The organism is Melioribacter sulfuriphilus (genome assembly GCF_052656625.1).
Genome location: NZ_JBQXXK010000006.1, coordinates 79,271 through 98,426 on the forward strand (window position 1 = coordinate 79,271; position 19,156 = coordinate 98,426).

General features: G+C 37.5%; 12 protein-coding genes and 1 tRNA gene. 8 read left to right on the plus strand and 5 right to left on the minus strand.

From position 1 onward, the window contains the following. Positions 1-34: 34 nt before the first annotated feature. The 3 genes from ACUN8G_RS09050 to ACUN8G_RS09060 form a co-directional block, all read right to left on the minus strand. Positions 35-5,194 (minus strand): SdrD B-like domain-containing protein, encoded by a 5,160-nt coding sequence (locus tag ACUN8G_RS09050; RefSeq protein ID WP_437346749.1) that lies wholly within the window; start codon positions 5,192-5,194, stop codon positions 35-37. 156 nt (positions 5,195-5,350) lie between these two features. Then, positions 5,351-5,767 carry a DUF1761 domain-containing protein gene (locus ACUN8G_RS09055; RefSeq protein ID WP_437346750.1) on the minus strand — a complete coding sequence of 139 codons (417 nt, stop codon included), beginning with the start codon at positions 5,765-5,767 and terminating at the stop codon, positions 5,351-5,353. 8 nt (positions 5,768-5,775) lie between these two features. Next, positions 5,776-6,747, minus strand: coding sequence for an isoaspartyl peptidase/L-asparaginase family protein (locus ACUN8G_RS09060; protein WP_437346751.1), 972 nt, complete (start codon positions 6,745-6,747; stop codon positions 5,776-5,778). Between the two features lie 187 nt (positions 6,748-6,934). Between ACUN8G_RS09060 and ACUN8G_RS09065 the strand changes: the two genes are divergently transcribed. Continuing rightward, on the plus strand, positions 6,935-8,977 hold the full coding sequence (locus ACUN8G_RS09065; protein ID WP_437346752.1) for a hypothetical protein: 2,043 nt from the start codon (positions 6,935-6,937) through the stop codon (positions 8,975-8,977). Between the two features lie 2 nt (positions 8,978-8,979). Further along, positions 8,980-10,416: a DUF5723 family protein gene (locus ACUN8G_RS09070; RefSeq protein ID WP_437346753.1), complete on the plus strand. Its 1,437-nt coding sequence runs from the start codon at positions 8,980-8,982 to the stop codon at positions 10,414-10,416. Position 10,417: 1 nt separating this feature from the next. On the opposite strand, the gene ACUN8G_RS09075 is transcribed toward ACUN8G_RS09070, so the two are convergent. Beyond that, positions 10,418-11,461 (minus strand): glycosyltransferase family 2 protein, encoded by a 1,044-nt coding sequence (locus tag ACUN8G_RS09075; RefSeq protein ID WP_437346754.1) that lies wholly within the window; start codon positions 11,459-11,461, stop codon positions 10,418-10,420. 133 nt (positions 11,462-11,594) lie between these two features. On the opposite strand from ACUN8G_RS09075, the gene ACUN8G_RS09080 reads away from it, so the two are divergent. Continuing rightward, entirely contained in the window at positions 11,595-11,927 is a 333-nt protein-coding gene (locus ACUN8G_RS09080) for a hypothetical protein (RefSeq protein ID WP_437346755.1), read from the plus strand. Beyond that, positions 11,911-12,141 carry a hypothetical protein gene (locus tag ACUN8G_RS09085; protein WP_437346756.1) on the plus strand — a complete coding sequence of 77 codons (231 nt, stop codon included), beginning with the start codon at positions 11,911-11,913 and terminating at the stop codon, positions 12,139-12,141. The genes ACUN8G_RS09080 and ACUN8G_RS09085 overlap by 17 nt, the downstream gene beginning before the upstream one ends. Here ACUN8G_RS09085 and ACUN8G_RS09090 read toward each other — a convergent pair. Next, positions 12,095-13,018: an ABC transporter substrate-binding protein gene (locus ACUN8G_RS09090; protein ID WP_437346757.1), complete on the minus strand. Its 924-nt coding sequence runs from the start codon at positions 13,016-13,018 to the stop codon at positions 12,095-12,097. The genes ACUN8G_RS09085 and ACUN8G_RS09090 overlap by 47 nt on opposite strands. A 76-nt stretch (positions 13,019-13,094) precedes the next feature. Between ACUN8G_RS09090 and ACUN8G_RS09095 the strand changes: the two genes are divergently transcribed. From ACUN8G_RS09095 to ACUN8G_RS09110, 4 genes are all read left to right on the plus strand, one after another. Continuing rightward, positions 13,095-13,167 (plus strand) — tRNA-Lys (locus ACUN8G_RS09095). Positions 13,168-13,923: 756 nt separating this feature from the next. After that, a complete protein-coding gene (locus tag ACUN8G_RS09100; RefSeq protein ID WP_437346758.1) occupies positions 13,924-15,528 on the plus strand; it encodes a DNA methyltransferase in 1,605 nt (534 codons plus the stop codon). Then, positions 15,529-16,302: a TdeIII family type II restriction endonuclease gene (locus ACUN8G_RS09105; protein ID WP_437346759.1), complete on the plus strand. Its 774-nt coding sequence runs from the start codon at positions 15,529-15,531 to the stop codon at positions 16,300-16,302. A 655-nt stretch (positions 16,303-16,957) separates the two neighbouring features. Further along, positions 16,958-19,141, plus strand: a complete 2,184-nt coding sequence (locus ACUN8G_RS09110) for a Tex family protein (protein ID WP_437346760.1) — start codon at positions 16,958-16,960, stop codon at positions 19,139-19,141. Positions 19,142-19,156: the final 15 nt, after the last annotated feature.

The window sequence follows — 19,156 nt, forward strand, 5'->3', positions numbered from 1 at the left end:
ATTTCACTTACCGGGTTTTTGAGTTCTCAGGAAATTATTTTACAAGCACCATCTTTCTGGTAATGTTTACATTTTTTCCAGTTAGTCTGTAGATATACATTCCCGAGGCAAACGAGCTACCATTGAATGTAATTGTCTGATAACCGGCATTTACGAAATCGTCGAATAAAGTAGCCACTTCCTGTCCCAGTATGTTATAGACTTTGAGTGTATAATTACCACTTTCTGGAACACCGAATTTTATTGTTGTAACAGGATTAAAAGGATTAGGATAATTCTGGCTCAGCTCGAAATCTGTTGGAATGTCGTTCGATTCAATGGAAGTAACATCACCTTCTCTTCTGCTCAAAAGAATCTTACCTTCTTTAGTACCCACGAATACATTCTCTGAATTTTGCGTAACGACGAGAGAACTTACGCCTAGCCCACCGAGACCTTGAGAAGTCCATGTAGAACCGTTATCTTCTGAACTGTAAACACCGCTCGTCCATGAGGCAACATAAACTTTACCGGTCAAATCTGTAACAATCGAGTAAATAAAGAGAGCGGGTAGATTGTTAATTTTTTCCCATGTAGCTCCGTCGTCAAGAGATCTATATAAACCGTTTCCGTAAGTACCAGCAAAGAGAGCATTTGAGTTCGACGAGAGCGACCAAACGAAATCGTAACCGACATTGAGTTTTGTCCATGTATTATTGTCGTACTTAAATACTCCGCCTCCGTAACTTGCCGCATAAAGTTTATTATTATGAACTACTATTGATTGAATTACAAGATTGTATCCGAGACCGGTGTTCATTTCTGCCCATGTCAAGCCATTGTCGTTTGATACATAAACGCCATAACCCCATGTGCCTGCAATTAACTGTCCATTATTTACAGCCAGGTCGTGAACGTCTATATTGTTGAGTCCTGCCTCGCTCCATGAAGAACCATCATATTTAAATACACCTAGTTCTGTAGCGGCGAACAAAGTACCGTCGTTTATAATTAACGACCAGATATATCCTGCCTGGAGATTGCCTTTAATATTAATCCAGTTACTGCCTCCATCGTCAGAGCGATAGACATTTCCACCCCATGTACCAGCAAAAATTGCTCCCGAGTTATCGTAAGCCATTGCATAGACAATCTCGCCGTTCGAAAATCCGTTTACATATTGCCAGTTCTGACTATTATTATCATCGTTATTATTTTGAGACGAATTCTCGTCGGATTGATTCGAAACTGTAATAAGCGCACTCGAACTGTTATTACTGCTGTCGGGATCGGTAGTTACTGTAGAAGTAATTGTGGCAATATTTACTATTTCTTTTTCAAAGGGGATATTTCCAATGAATGGGGCGTAGTTCATCTGGCCGGCACCTGAGAATGATTTACAAATCATCTGACCGTTAATTACACCAGAAACAAATTCAACATGAGCAAAGGGAGCAAGTACCGAACCACGTATGTCGATACCCTGAATTGTTAAGTTTTCAGCTTCGTAGAAATTATAGAGTACATTTGTTATGCTTGTGCCATTGACAGTAAGACCTCCCGTCCAGGATAAATTTACACCGTCGATATTTACGAGCACAACAGAACCGTTTGGAGCGTTAATCGTTACATTGTTGGCGGACGATAAATCAGAGCCATTGACTTTGAAGACGTTCAAGAATGGATCGTTGCCTGTAAGTGTCAAACCACCGTATTGAAAATCGACCGTACCCGTAACGGTATAAACAGAGAGTGTGGTCGATAAATTTTCGAGATACGTTTTGGCTGCCGCAAAATTAATCGGATTATCCTGACGAAGTGTACCGCTAATGCTTACTGAATTTTGTGGTAGATTTGTTGAGTTTCCGTACGCAACGCTGCCGTTGATTGCACCGCTAATAAAATTCAGGTCTCTTCCGACTATCAGAACATCGCCACTTCCTGCAGGCAATTGGTCGCCAATACTGTAATTGGCAAAGTAAGCATCTCGTCCTACTGCTACTTTGCCCTGTGTATCCGAAGAGGGTTGTTCGACATCATAAATAACGAACAAATTATAATCTTTTGCAATTCCGAGATCGAATATCGAATTATTAATTTGCTCACAACTTGCAGTTACATTTATTGTAAGCGTGGCAGTAGCAGCTGAATCGAGATCGCCCACGCTCCACAATCCGGTTGTTGTATCATATACACCCTGAGAAGCGGAACTGTAATTGTATATCAGGCCCTGAGGAAGTATATCAGTAACTTGAATTCCCGTAGCCTTGTTGGGTCCATCGTTGGTTACTTTAATTGTATAATTAATTGTTTCGTTGCATTCTGGCTCGGTATTGTCTACACTTTTTTCGATTCTAACGTCTGCAGGTTTTTCCTGAGGCGGCGGGCAAACCCACGGATACCAGTAAAGATCTCTACCTACGCCGTTTTTAATTGGATTTCCGTTGCAATCGAGTATATTAACTCCGTAATGGATTTCCACAACTTGATCGTCAGGACGAATGCCTGGCCATTGCGCAGTTATAGAAAATGTTGTGTCCTGAGTAATTAAAATTGTTTCGTAGTGAGTCGAATTATCAACACTTCCGTCTGTCGGTTCTACAATTCTCCAGGACAATTGCAGATAGGCTTTACTCGGATTAGGAGTAAGACTGACAGAGCCATTAATCGTAATCGGCTTAGGATCGTATTCGCATATAGCGGAATCTGGACCCAATTGAGCACTCCAGTCAGTTACGCACGAAAGTTCGCAGTCGATTTCTACAGTAGCATCGTCTTCATCTTCAACCGAAGCAGATCCGTCAATTGGATGTCCCACAGCTTTAACAATATTGACGAGCACTCCACAATCATCATCAGTAACAGTATACGTTTTGGTGAATGATTTAACTTCGCCAGGATGGACAGGCGATATGTTTTTAATTTTATGATCTCCGGCAGGATTGATTAATTCGTCATAAAAATCGACACCACCGCTGAGTGTAACATCACCGCAATTTTCAACTGTAAATGTGTATGTAATAACGTCGCCCGGTTTTGCGGTCTGTCGATCAGCTGTTTTTGTTACACTTACACACGTTTTATAAAAACCGAAATCGATCGATAAATTGTCGCCGCAATTGAGAGTTACATTAATAGGTTTATTGATTCCTCCATCGCTGTCTAATTCGTCGTTGCTACCTTCATTTAATTTTGTCGAATACCATTTAACCTGGGCGTTGCTTTCGAGTACCCCACCTGCAACAAAATTAGAAGAAGCAAGTCTTACTGTATAAGAACCATTAAGTAAATTATCGAATAGGTAGTAGCCGTTTGCGTCCGTCGTATCGATTGCCACGATTTGATTGAGTTGCAATAATTCAACAACTACTCCTTCAATCCCTTCTTCGTTTTGATTTTGAAGGCCGTCGATGTTTTTGTCGTGCCAAACGTAATTACCAATTTTGTTCATGCATACAGTTTCAACATAAATACCGGCGTCCCACGAAAGGTCATTTTCACCCGAAGTTAGAGTTGTGCACAAAGTTTTACCTGTATTAATATTTGCATCCGAATCGACTATGTCGTTGCCGTTGTCCTGAGCAGTAAATACGTAACCCTGCGGAAGAACAAATTTAACATAATAATCACCTGGGGTAAGATTGCTGAACAAATATTCGCCTTGAGAGTTTGTAGTCGTAGTAGCAATTAAGTTATCGTCGCAGGAATAAAGTTCGACAGTTACATTTGACACGCCGTTTTCACCGTTATCCTGCAAACCGTTTTTGTTTGTATCATCCCAAACTTTGTTACCCAAAGAAGCTGGCAATTGACAGGTTAAAAAGCCTTTATCGACAGTACCATTGTCGAAATTTTCGTTTATTGCCGTTGCGGCGTCGTTAATTTCAGAATATGTAAATCCATTTAAATCACCGCCTCCTAAAGCTGCTTCGGCAAATGCTAAAAATTGGTTTACTGAATAGCCAGCAAAAGGTCCGACTGTAATTACCAGGTCGCCAAGAGGCGTAGGATTCGTACCGAGATAACCTGCTGCGCTGTAGTATACATTCAATTTTAAAGCTGTTAATTGTCCTGCCAATACATTTATTCCGGAAGAAGGATTAGTGTAGTTTTGATTCAAGGCCTCTGCACTTTCTCCGTCGGGCAGGTAATTTTTAATAGCTGAGGAAGAGGTAAAAGTAATTTTATAATTACCGCCAACAGTCATTCCATCTGGAAAGACGGAATTAAAATAAGCGTCCCTTATTGTGCCCGGCAAGCTATTGGAAGGACTTCCCCATCCGCCCTGAGTAAAAGTTACATAACCTTTCAAATCGCATTCACTCGATTGATACCACTCCACTGTTGCATATTCTTCTTTGATATCGAAAGTAGGTGTTGCAAGCACGAGCTTTTGTTTATCAGCCGGATTTGTAGAATGAACATACCGAGTGCCCTGAGGAATATCTACTTCAGCTTTTACACTCAAAGTAGCGGTGCCGATACCGTTGTAGATAAGAGTAAATGGACCGGCATGACCATTATTGTCCGTCGTTCCACTAACAGCGCTCAAAGTTCCAAGCGATGTGCTTATCTGAAGTTCTACATTAGCTACCGGATTTCCGTTCAAGTCATAGGCATAAATGTCGAACTGAGCAGGTGTATTTTCTAGAAGAGACTGAGATGTGGGCAAAATTATGAGTGTCTGTAATGGAGCCGCATTATTATGATTTGCCATAGCATCAGCAATAATGGCCAGCGCACGCTGTTTAACCGTGTTGTTGTTCGATATTGTGCTGGCATCTACACCGTCGCTAAAATGCCAGATGGCAAATTGTACTGCCGCTGCTTCCAGATTGTCGTCCGACAATTTACCCGCATAACTTGTTTTATGGGGATAGTAATTGTTAAGAATATAAGTAATTTCGGAAGGAGTGTAATCTTCGTCCCAGTAATCCTGATTATAAGCTAATCCATGTTGCAAATCGACACAATAAAAATACTCGTCTTGAGAATTTAGCGTACCCTTAAAAGTTCCAGCAAAATGTTTCGCCTGTTGATTGGTGTAAGGATTCGTATATTTAATCGACTTACCTTTAGCCGTACCAGTAATTTTCGCAATACTTGTATAATTTGTAGTTTTTTTGATTCCTTTTGATTGTGCCTGAAAAACTGTATTTCCAACCAAAGTCAAACTTAGCAATAAGACCAGACTTAGTATAAAAGAGTTTTTCACTCCTACCTCCTGCATTATAAATTTATCGAGGAGGTAGAAGTCAACTATAATGCCATTAAAAAACCTTCGATTTTGAGCTTAAATCGAAGGTTTTAATAAATTTTGGAAGGGTAGGGTGTATCAAAATGAAACTGGGGCAAAAATTGAACCATTTGCTTAAATCCATAATCCAAGTATGAATCCGTTAATTATTAAGACGAGGAAATGATATCCGCTATCGATAAAAAATTGGGTGATCGATTTTCTCTGGAACTGTAAATTGATAATCATTGTAGTTGCAATAAATCCGAGCCAGATCATAAAGGCAATACGGATCCCCTCTTCGGGGGTAGCGGCTCCGGTATATCCAAGCAAGCGCGCCAGCATATAAGCCATTATCAGATGAGAAATAAACGCAATTCCAAAGACCTTTAATGGATTAAAACCTTTTTTCAATTCTTCTTCCGGAGTGTCGACTGCTGCTATCCAGATTTTTCCAAGTAAGAAAGGGCTATAATAAAGTGCACCCATTCCCATTGCTATAATTCCGCAAATGAATACGGCGAGATAGTTTATCGGATGCAATAACTCCATACCACCTCCTATTTATAAATTTTAACCTCGTTAATTCCATTACTAATTTTCACTCCTCGAAACATACCGGATGTATTGAACGGCATAGCATAATTTCCGTATTTATCGATAGCAATTACACCCCCGTCGGCTTTAAAAGCAGCCAATTTTTTGTAAATCACAGTATCGGCAGCTTCAATTAAGCTCATTTTTTTATATTCGACTAAATCGGAAATATCTTTGGCTACTCCGAGCCTAATAAAAAATTCACCGTGTCCGGTAGCTGAAACTGCGCAGGTATTATTATTTGCATAAGTTCCCGCCCCGATAATTGGTGAGTCGCCAACTCGACCAAATTTTTTAAGCATCATTCCTCCGGTGGACGTTCCTGCTGCCAGATTTCCGTATTTATCGAGTGCAACAGCGCCTACGGTTCCTTTTACAGCTTCGAGAGAATCTCGAAATTTTTTCATTCTAATGTATTGTTTATGACGATTTTCGGTAATAAAATAAGTTGAATCGACCATCTCGAATCCATTCTGTCTTGCAAATTCTTCGGCTCCCTGACCGATCAGCATCACATGCGGAGATTTTTCCATAACAAGCCGTGCGAGATTAATCGGATTTTTAATATGCCTCAATCCAGCCACAGCGCCGGCATTTAGATTACTGCCGTCCATTATTGAGGCGTCGAGTTCTGCAAATCCAAGGTCGTTTAATACTGCTCCTTTGCCTGCATTGAAAAGTGGCGAATCTTCCATGATATTAACAGCTTTCGTAACAGCATCGACTGCAGTTCCACCCGATTCCAGAATTTTATACCCCGCTTCTAATGCTTCCAATAGCTTAGATTTGTATTGGCTCTCCAGTTCAGGCGGCAAATCTTTTATTACTCCCGCTCCCCCATGAATTACGATTCCAAATTTGCCCTGTCCGTAATGAATAACATTTAAAATAAAGCAGCAGAAAATCATGCCCATAAGAATGGTTAATCTTTTCATCGATCAATCCTAATTGAGAAATAATGTAATTGAATTTAACCCGCTGCTCTATTAAATGCAATACATTGTTCGATGCTGGTTGCCTGTGACTTATGTCATCAATAATCTGCTACAAAAAGACAAAAAGATTTAAATTCGCATATGGAATAATCGATAATAAAACAATAATTGTATTTAGGGAATTTAGATGAAATGTAAACGGCTCCAGATTATTTCATTAATAACATTACTAATAACAGGTTGCAATATAAACAACCCCGTTGCTCCGAGATGGGATGTTTCGGCAACGATCCCGATTGTAAACAAAGAATATTTGATGAGCGAACTTATAGAAGATGAATCGGAAAATTTGTTTCATTATAACGAAGGCATCAATAAGGACGTAATTTATTTTTCGGAATCCCACAAGATCGATAGAATAAAATTTGAAGATAGACTTAAGATAGACCGATTTTCAAAAACTATAACCGAAGAAATCGGAATTCTCAAAATTGAATCGGACACAGTTCATGGTTATATAAGTTCGTCTGAACTGGGATTAAATCCTTCAAGCAGAGTTGTAGTGCCGCCTGCAACAAACAAGAAAGTTTATTCGGACTTAAGCGAACCCGGAAATTTCCTGCAGGCGCGTTTTAAGAACGGTTCGTTCGACCTTATAATCCGAAACAATTTCACAAGCGACGTAAATATTACCATCTCAAATATTTCACTGACTAACATAGAAGATGGAAATATCATCGCGTCTCATACTGGAGAAATTACAATACCTCCTTCACAATCGGCGTACTTAAGCAATCTTAAAATAAACACCGGAATTTATGTCAAAAATCGGTTGAAATTAGAAACCATTCTTTCTACTTCGGGCAGTAATGGCAAAGCAGTCCAGATTCCCGAAAACTTTCTAACGGTGACTGCAATAACGAAAAATCTCGAAGTAACCGAAGCAACGGCTAAATTCCCCGAACAGGACTTTATAACTGTAAACGGCAAGATTAAAATAGGTGAGAAAAACGAAAGAATTAGCAGAGCAGTAATTTCGAACGGAACGCTCGATTTAAAATTGACCAACAATACCGAATTGGATGCCGAGATTCACTATAGATTTGACAACTTAAAAACAGGTGAAGGCAAAATATTCGAAGGGTCGGCATTCATTGCAAGCAGTAAATCACAATATTTGTTCGATAATAAATCGCTCGCTGGTTATACGCTGGATGCAGGCAGCACTTTACTCGAAGAATTAAGTTATACGATTAATTACAGAATTATAAGCGATAATAAATACAAGACAATTAAAAGTAGCGATAATGCAAAAGCCGATTTAGCATTTTCAGAATTGACCTTCGAAGAATTCAAGGGCTATATTGCGCCTTTCGAGTTTGATCCGGAAAGAACCTCTTTTTCTTTCGACGTGGGAAAAGATAAAATCGATTTTAAAGAATTATTTCTGTCAAATCCGATAATTTCGTTGAAGTTAAACACAACAGCCGAAATTAAATTTTTATTGAACGGTAAATTAAAATTATACATGCCAGACGGAACGGTTAAGAACTTCAATCTCAACGACAAAACATTGAACACCAACTTAATAACTCCTTCGACAGATCGAATTTATCTAAATGGCGACAGCATTTCGGCATTCATCGAAAAATTCAATGCAATACCTGATTCAGCTGTTATCGAGATATCGGGTACTGTAAATCCCTACTTCGAGTATCTATCTGTTAAATCATCAGACTACATCGAAGGCGAACTGCAAGCTGAAATTCCCCTGGACTTCAGTCTTCAATACGGTGAATATTCCGATTCAATTGACCTCGACCTAACAGAAGATGAAAGAGATTTATTAAAAGATGTAAAATATCTCGAAGCAAATCTTATCGTGGAAAACGGACTACCTGTAAACATGTCGCTTACCGGAAAGTTGTACGATGCAGCAGGTAATTTTCTCACATACTTTCCGCCGGCAGAATTTCAGGACACTATCATTACGATAAAAGGAGCCACAACGGATAACAAGGGATTTGCTACTTCACCAGCAGAAGTAAATATTAAAGTTATGATCGACAGTACAGCTTCGGCAAAAATTGCCAGTGCTGAATACATGAGAATAAAAATTAATTTCGGTACAAACAGTGAGAGTAAGCCGGTAAAAGTTCGTTCGTCTGATACTATTAAAATTAGAGCTTTTGGTGTTTCAAAATATAATATCGAACCGGAGAATGATTAAGCATGATTCATTGCTCGAAATATATTATTCCGATAATTATTCTTTTCGGCACCGCTTCAATAAAAGCACAAATTAGTGGAAGCATTGGAATGCCCGACGCAAAATCTTCGTCGATGGCGGGTTCATATAGCGCTATCTCAGAAGGACTTTATTCTGTTGGTATCAATCCAGCAAACCTTTCGCTTTCTAAGGGAACGGAGTTAATAATCCCTTTACCTTTTCCTTCTTTCAGTAGTTTAGCCGGTTCCAACTTCTTTTCGCTTTCAGATTATAATTATTATTTCGGTTCATACACAATTGATCAGGACGGAAAGAAGCAGGGTCGTTATTTAAACGAAGCCGATAAAGAAAATTTCATTGAACTTTTCAGCAAAGGCGGTGGCATACAATTAAATTTATTTGTGCGTTATTTTGCGCTTTCATTTACTCCTTCGGAAAAATTTGGTACACTGGCTTTTTCTATGTCGGATCAGATTGCAGCTGGTGGAAAAATTCCTGCAGGATTAGTCGAACTGCTCTTCAAAGGAAACCCTTTAGATTCACGTTACAATTTTAACGATACAGAATTCAAAGCCTGGTGGTTAAGGAAGTATTCGCTTTCCTATTCGAAGAAATTCGAAATGTCGGCTCAAAAATCGATTAGCGCTGGTTTATCTTTGAATCTTATTAACGGCTTATTCTACGCTGGATTAGACGAAATCGATTCCGAATTCCATACTGACAGTTTAGGTAGAATTCATGGCAGTCTAATTTATAATGCTAAGTCGGCATTTTCGCCGAACTTCGGCATTGAATACGACTTCGAAAATCGGTCGTCGTCGGAAGAAAATATTTCTCTCTTCCCCGAACCAGCTGGCAGGGGATACGGAATTGACTTCGGGATTAGTTATGAACATAATCAAACTTTTACATTTGCTTTTGCAATAACCGACATTGGCAGAATTGAATGGAATAAACGAACGGCTCAGTTTAATGTAAACAGGAGAGTCGATCTCGAAGATATTTCAGAAGAAGCTCAAAGGGATTCTCTCGAAAGTTTTTTTTCGACCGATGGAAGCGGTAAACCTGCCGATAAATTTTTTACTAAACTTGCAACTGTAATCAGATTCGGAGCTTCAATCGATCTGTCGAATCTATTTGATCTTAAAAATAAATTATTGATTTCAGGCGATTATGTTCAGGGACTGAATACAATGCCCGCAAATTCTACTTCGCCAAGAATTTCAATTGGAATCGAATGGTTGCCGTTTAATTCTTTCCTTAGTTTGCGTAGTGGAATGGCATTCGGCGGCTGGACAAAATTTCTCTGGGGATTCGGACTCGGTTTCGATTTCGGTTTATTTGAAATAAATGCTGGTACGTCGAATTTTCAGAACGTAACCTCGCCTTCTTACGGTAAAATGATTTCTGTGGCTATCGATTCACGCTGGAAATTTTAGATTACTTCTTCTCTTTGATTATATACTCACTGTCATTTTGAAAATTATGGACCATTAACTCACCTATCAATCCGATAGCGAAAAACTGGACACCGACAATGATTAAAAGAATTCCGAGGAAAAATATGGGACGATTATTGATTCCCACACCGAGGAATAACTTTTCATAAGTAAGCCAGAGACTTATCAATATACCAAGAATGGTAGTTAATAGTCCGATAAATCCGAAGAGGTGCATTGGGCGTGTAACATATCGTGTCGTAAAAATGACCGTAATCAGATCTATAAAACCCTTAAAAAATCTTGAGATGCCAAATTTTGTCCTACCGTATCGGCGGGGATGATGTTTTACTGGAATTTCCGTAACAGAAAAACCTTTCCAGCCTGCAAGGACGGGAATGTAACGGTGGAGTTCGCCGTAAATATTAATGTTCGTTACAACTTCTCTGCGATAGGCTTTCAACCCGCAATTGAAATCGTGAATTTTAACTTTCGAAAATAGACGTGTAACAAAATTAAAAAAACGCGATGAGTATTTCTTTATAAATGGGTCAAATCGTTTTTTCTTCCAGCCCGAGACCAGATCGTATCCTTCTTCAAGTTTGGCAAGAAGATTCGGAATTTCTGCCGGGTCGTCCTGTAAATCGGCATCCATCGTAATAATTGCGTCGCCTGTAGTATTTTTAAATCCGATTTGAAGGGCAGCCGATTTTCCGTAATTTTTCTTAAAACTGTAATAGAAAATCTTGTTGTCTTTCAAAGAAAGTTCTTTGATAATGTCGAGGGATTTATCTGTACTTCCGTCGTCCACAAAAATAATTTCGTACTCGCACGAAATTGAATTGACAGCTTTTTTAATTTCGTTATAGAGTGGTCGTAGCGATTCTTCTTCATTATAAAGAGGCACCACTATTGACACTTTTTTAAATGAGAAACTTTTGACACCGTTTTTCAGTTTTTTGGGGTAATAACGGAATTTCCTACTGTAATAATGTCGTCTTATTTTCTTGTTTCCCGATTGTTCAGGTATAATTTGTTCGCTCAAGTTGAATCCCTTTTAAACAAAAATTGTTTGTATGTAAGTTAATTTATAGTGATACGAAAATCAATCCGAAAGAAGATTAATTGAAAATTGGGCTTTTTATAATTAAGTTTAGGTCAAAAAGAAAGCCGATTAAATGGGCGGAATTATATTTTGGGCTATCGTAAGGACGGCAGTATTAATTCCGGCTCTTTGGTTTTTGTACGGCGTGATGGAGTATCGATACTGGTGGTGGCTGGGAATAATTTCAATTTACGGTGTAATTATCTATCCGGCAACTATTCAGTACCGAATGTTCAAAGAAAAAAACAAAAAAATAATTGAAGAGACGCTTTGTTCGAGTTGCAGATATTTCGACGAATCGGCAGTTCTATGCACAAAACACGATGAACATCCGACGCTCGAATATCTACCCTGCGACGGCATCGACTGGGAATTGAATGAAATATCTTATGAAAAAGCCAATTAAAAATAGTAGCATCAGCCTTAAAGACGACATTTTATTTTGTACGGAATGCGGAGAGGATTTAAGCCAGTTTGGAATCGATTCGAAAATCGATATCAAAAAGGTACGGGAACGCCACAAAAAGTGTCGCGCTACAGGCAAATTTAAAGGCGACAAATGCGCCATGCTCTTTATTGCACAGGATATCGAAGACCTCCTTTCGGATGAAGACGATTAAATAAATCTGTAGCAGCTTCAACAAATCTCGGTCCTGGCCGCGAGTACAAATCCCTGTCCACAAAAATCACGTTGCCATTTTGTATTGCTTTGAGATCCTTCCATTCTGGGTACAATTCGAGCAAGTTATTCGTACTCAATTTACCGTCAGATAAAATTATTATAAAATCTGGATTGCGTATTAAAATTTCTTCCCGATTAAAAACGGGATAATTGATTGTGGGATTGTCAGCTACGTTTTTAAGTCCACATACCTCCAAATACTCATTCAAAAAAGTGTTTTTACCTGCGAGCATCAATGGTTTAAGTTCAACGGGGATCATTGCAGTTTTGGGTTGATTGTTGCTGGACTTAATACGAATTGAATCGAGTAATTTATCCCATCTTTCGATTTTCTTACGAGCATACTTTTCTCTATCAAGTATACGTGCTATATCGAGATACGACTTTTTAATACCTTCATAATTACGTGGATTCGATACGAAGAGTTTTAATCCCAGACTTTTGAATTTATCGAAAGTTTCCTTCCTGTTGCCTTCCACAGTGATAAAAATAATGTCGGGATTGAGCGACAATACCTTTTCGAAATCGACAGTCAGGAGGTCGCCCACTTTTTCTACATTCCTTGCGGCAGCTGGAAAATTGCAATAAAGAGTATTACCCACGATTTTATTACCTGCATTCAGGTCGAAAATAATTTCCGTCAGGTTTGGAGCCAGTGAAATGACACGTTGAGGAATTGAATCGATTAATACGCGATTGCCGATGTCGTCGACAACAGCAATGCCATTGACAGATTTTTGATTTTGAATTTCCGAACACGAAGAAATCAAAAGTATTAAGATGAATATGCCGGTTGTCTTAAATAAATTTTTCATGTCAGAATAATAATTTTTCGAAATATAAATTAAAAGAAGTTTTGAGTACGAACCAAAAATTAATTATTTTTGCGGTGCTTCCTTAGCTCAGTTGGTAGAGCAGTAGACTCTTAATCTATTGGTCGGGGGTTCGAGTCCCCCAGGAAGCACATCGAAAACTACAAAAAGCCGAAGTCGGGCACTCAGACTTCGGCTTTTTAATTGGCAACATACTTAAATCTATATACATTTCCTCCATCGTCAATATTTACTGGTATTTCTACCATAATTTCTGAATTTTCTTTTTTACTAAAAAGAATTCTTTATTTGCCCATTAAATATTCCAGGTAATTTCTCTCTATTTTCATCGTTAAATTTCTCAATCGCTATTTCTATCAACGCATCTATAGAATTGGTTTATAATATTTCTATAGAGTTTACTGCTCTTCCACTCGATAACATCTTTTGCGAGCTACATTAGACAAATTGTTGGGTTAGGTTAATAGATATAACGAAAATCTTTTTTATCAACATCTAACTTTTTGTGAATATTGATACGCGTAATAATTAATACTAAACCAAAATTTCAGCTGTTAATTTGAAACTTAGTTTAATAAAGAATAATTTTAAGGTAGTAGAGTAATATTTCATGATTCCCTGACGACTAGCATTAGCATAATTAAATCTTGTATAAATACTAACTGATGTAAATAGCAACAGTAATTTCTATAAATTAAACAGTGAAAAATAAACTATCAAAATGATAAACGTGACAGGACTAAATTACTTCGAGTGAATCTATCCAAATAATTAGAATCTGGTTTGTAATTGCAAATTTATTAAAAAAAGTTTTGGCAGATTATCATTGCATTAATGATAGAATTATGAAAATGACGTAAAGAATATTAATTCGGAGTTAAGCATTCATGAATCAACTTACATTGTTTGGAGAAGACAAAAAAAAGTTTATCAATTTAAAGGAAGCAGCTATTTGGGCGTCTCATTATTTGAAGCGCCATATAACGACTTCTAATATTTCATATCTACTCCAATATGGAAGAATTAATAAATATGGAAGCGACGGTAATCCTCTGATTAATATTGAAGAATTAAAAGAATACTACGACTCTTATGACAAAGCACCTCTATGGAAAAAGAAATTAGGCGATGATTTGAACTGGCATCTTTCTTTCGAAGAATACAAAGAATCGGAAAGAACCAAGCACGTTCACAGATTACATCCGTACAAAGGAAAATTTATTCCTCAGTTAGTAGAATATTTCCTCGACTCACACATCGACGAATTTAAGCATCAAATTTATTTTCACAAAGGCGATATCATTCTCGATCCTTTTTGTGGAAGTGGCACAACATTAGTACAAGCAAATGAACTTGGGATGCATGCTATTGGTATTGATATTTCTGCATTCAACGCAATGATTAGCAATGTTAAAGTTAAAAAACATGATATTTTCAAAATCAGAGAAGCTATTCAGGAGTTAACATTTAAGTTAGAAGATTTTCAAAATGCAAAAAATAATATCGTTTTTGAAGAACACCTTCTTACAGAACTTAGCAAATTTAACAACAAGTATTTTCCATCACCCGAATATAAAAGAAAAGTTAGAAATGGCGAGATTAATGAGAGAGAATATTCAATAGATAAAGAAAATGAGTTTTTAAGTATTTACAACGAGTTGGTAGAAAAATATAAAATCAAAATTAAGCAAGACAAAAATAGCTCTTTCTTGGATAGATGGTTTTTATCTCCAGTAAGAGAAGAAATCGACTTTCTTTTCAACGAAATAAAAAAGATCGATGATACGGATCTTAAACAAATTTTAGCTATAATTTTAAGCAGAACTGTTCGTTCATGTAGAGCAACTACGCATGCCGACTTAGCAACACTTAAGGAGCCCGTCACAACCACCTATTACTGCAAAAAACATGGTAAAATATGTAAACCAATCTTTTCAATCAAAGGATGGTGGGAAAGGTACACAGTAGATACATTGAATCGACTGAAGGAATTCGATAGATTACGGACAGAGACATATCAAATCTGCTTAACAGGAGATAGCAGAACCATTAATATTTATGACGAAATCAAAAAAAGAATGCCTAAGTTTGCAGAAATATTTGATAGGCAAAAGATTAAGGGAATATTTTCCAGTCCACCTTATGTTGGTCTGATTGATTATCACGAACAGCATGCCTATTCTTATGAAATATTCGGTTTTGAAAGAAAGGATGAATTAGAAATTGGTTCTCTTTCCAATGGACAGGGAAAGGAAGCAAGAGATTCATATGTCAAAGGAATAGCTGAATCTCTTGTGAATTGTAAAAAATATCTTCAAAAAGATTACGATATCTTCCTTGTAGCCAATGATAAGTTTAATCTCTATCCCGAGATTGCCCGGCTAGCTAAAATGAAAATCGTTAACCGATTTAACCGACCTGTACTCAATCGAGTTGAAAAAGATCGATCAAACGCCTATTCTGAGACCATATTTCATTTAAAGGAAGATTAAATGCCGCTTAAAAAAGAGCATATTTATATTATCGAAAATACCATAAAGGATAGTCTTCGAAAAAAATTTCAAAAATATAATCCGGAAACGAGCAATATGCCTTTCCATTTTCGACTTCTTGGACGCGATAGAATGGCTTTATTTTCGTTTATCCATTCGTTGAACACTACATTTGGTACATCTATTTTTCAACCTGTTGCCGAAACTCTGGCAAGCCTGAACTTTAAGTTTGCACAAAAACAATATGTTGTTGGCGATTCTATAAGCGAGCAAGCCCAGTTAGAAATCCAGCGTATTTTGAATGATCTAACGGTAGGAAAAAATCCAGATAAGATAGAAGAAGTCGAAAGAATAAGAAGAGTTTGTAATAAAGGTAGGATGAACAAGTTAAAGACAGTGAAAGTTGACTTGTTTATTCAAAGTTCAGATGGAACAGTTCACTTATTCGATATAAAAACAGCCAAACCGAACATCAGCAATTTTAAAGATTTTAAGAGAACCCTACTAGAATGGATAGCGATCATTTTAGCACAAAAACCCGATGCAACAGTAAATTCATATATTGCTATCCCTTATAATCCGTATGAGCCTCACCCATATGAAAGGTGGACATTAAAAGGGATGCTGGATTTAGACAACGAATTGAAAGTGGCGGAAGAATTTTGGGACTTTCTCGGCAACGACGGCACTTATATAGATTTATTGAATTGTTTCGAAAGAGCTGGTATTGAATTAAGGTCAGAGATTGATAAATATTTCGAAAAATTTAAATAAGACTTACAAAAAAATTACAGGCCGACAAAAGTAGAGCGCTTCTATTTCGGTGGGAAGTCATATTCTTTCCAACGATTCATTGACTATTCTAATTTCAAAATATTATAAGATTCTTATGTTACAACTTCACAGCTACTTAAGAAAACTTTAATTTATCTAAAAAATAAAGATTGAAAGCTATATTCGTGCTGTTTTGCAAGTTAATTCGACATATTTCGAAAATACATATAACATAGCCGAGTTTGAACGTATTGTAGGAGGCAAGGTACCGGACATAACAACAATAAATAAATTGAAAGAACAGCCTTGTGAATAGGCAGTCGTCATCAAAGAATTAGTCAATATTAACTATTACGATTAGTAAAAGAAATATTTTTAGGTTTATATGATTTGAAACTCGGGGCTATTATTATGACTGCTTAATAAACGTATGATATCAATGCGAAATAATTTCTCGAGCATTGATCAGCATAAAACAAAATTTAATACACCAATTACCCTTATCGACTAAATCTTATCATACTACGAAAAGAGAAACGGCCTTCTCTATTCCTAACACTTTTTTTACTCGATTGAATAATTTCTCCTTTAAAATCAAGTTGAAAAGAAATTATTATTATTCTTGTTTTACGGTTCGAATTTTTCGGAGGCACTGATGGATTATTTTCTTCTAATTGCACGCGAGATCGGGATTAACAAAGAACAGGTAATTTCCTCTGTTAATTTATTTAACGAAGGTTCTACCGTTCCATTTATAGCTCGATATCGTAAAGAAAGAACAGGAGGACTCGACGAAACTCAACTTCGACTTATCGAAGAAAAATATAACTACTATAACCTACTCGAAGAACGAAAACAAACTGTATTAAAAAGTATCGAAGAACAGGGAAAATTAACTCCCGAACTCGAAGAAAAAATCCGAAATGCAATTAAACTACAAACAGTAGAAGATCTATATCTTCCGTATCGACCCAAACGCAAAACGAGGGCAACGATTGCTATTGCAAAGGGGCTGGAGCCATTGGCTGATTTTATTCTCAACAATCCACTCTTTAAAGGTAAACTGGAAGATGAAGCTTCGAAGTATATCGATCCCGAAAAAGGAGTCGAAACAGTCGAAGAAGCTCTTCAAGGCGCAAAAGATATAATTGCAGAACGAATTTCCGATGCGGCAGAGGTGAGAGAAGCCGTAAGAGAATATCTTCTTGAAAATTCAATCATTAGTTCGGAAAAAGCACAAGTCAAACCCGAAGAGCGGGACAAGAATAAAAAAGACGTCTATGAAGTTTATCACAATTTTTCAATCCACATTAAGAATATTAAACCATATCAAACACTCGCAATCAATCGAGGCGAAAGGGAAAAATTCCTGAAAGTCTCTCTTTCATACGATAGACTGGAAGTCGAAAAAATCATTTACAAAAAATTCATACCATTCGACAAAACTGTATTTGAAGATCTGTTAAAAGAAACTGTTAGCGATTCTCTAATTCGACTAATTTCACCTTCGATAGAAAGAGAAATCAGAAATTATTTAACAGAACAAGCCGACAACCATGCGATTGAAGTGTTTGCAACAAATTTACGTCAGCTTCTTCTTCAACCGCCAATCTCTGGAAAAATAATCATGGGCATCGACCCTGGTTATATTTCGGGTTGCAAGGCTGCAGTTATCGATACAACCGGTAAATATCTCGAAGGCACAACCATCTATCCTCATGAACCCCAGAAAAAAATCGAAGCAGCCAGGAAAGTAATACTCGATTTGATTAAAAAATACGGGGTCGATTTAATTGCAATTGGTAACGGAACTGCCAGTCGTGAAACTGAAATGTTAATTGCAGAAATTATACAGGAAAATAAGCTCGATACAAAATACTTGATTGTAAGCGAAGCAGGTGCATCAGTTTATTCGGCATCAGAACTGGCTAAGTCCGAATTCCCCGACCTCGAAGCGGCTCAAAGAGGAAATATTTCAATTGCCCGCCGAGTTCTTGACCCGCTGGCAGAACTTGTTAAAATTGATCCAAAGTCGATCGGTGTGGGACTTTATCAACACGACGTTGACCAGAAAAACTTGAGCAAAAAACTCGACGACGTTGTTGTAAGTTGCGTTAACTATGTAGGCGTCGACCTGAACACTGCAAGTCTTTCCCTGCTGTCGTATGTGTCGGGACTTACAAAACCGATAGCCAAAAGAATTATCGATTATCGTGAAAAGCACGGAAGATTTAAGAGCCGCGAAGAATTGAAAAAGATCCGAGGCATCGGTGACAAGGTCTTCGAGCAATCGGCTGGATTCCTTAAAATTTTGGGTGGCGATAATCCGCTGGACAATACTTTCATTCATCCCGAATCTTACGGTGCAGTACAAAATTTGCTGGAACTCGCAGGTATTAGTGCAACTGAAATAAGCAAAAAAGGCAATCTGATTGACCTGTATGTTAAGTCGAAAGGCATCGAAAAAATTGCCGAAAAGGTGGGCGTCGGTATTCCCACTTTGAAGGATATAATCGATAACCTAAAAAAGCCGGGAAGGGACCCACGTGAAGATTTACCCAAACCGATTTTACGCAGCGACGTGCTGAAAATGGAAGACCTAAAAATTGGTATGCGTCTCAAAGGAACAATACGAAATATTGTCGACTTTGGAGCTTTCGTAGACATTGGTGTTAAGCACGACGGATTAATTCATATTTCCCAGATGTCAAACCGTTTTGTTAAAAATCCATTCGATATTATTAATGTTGGGGATATTGTTGAAGTAGAAATTTTAAATGTAGATATCGAAAAAGAAAGAATAAGTCTGAAATTAATTGGCAATTCAAATGATTTATAAATTGCAGAGACTCTG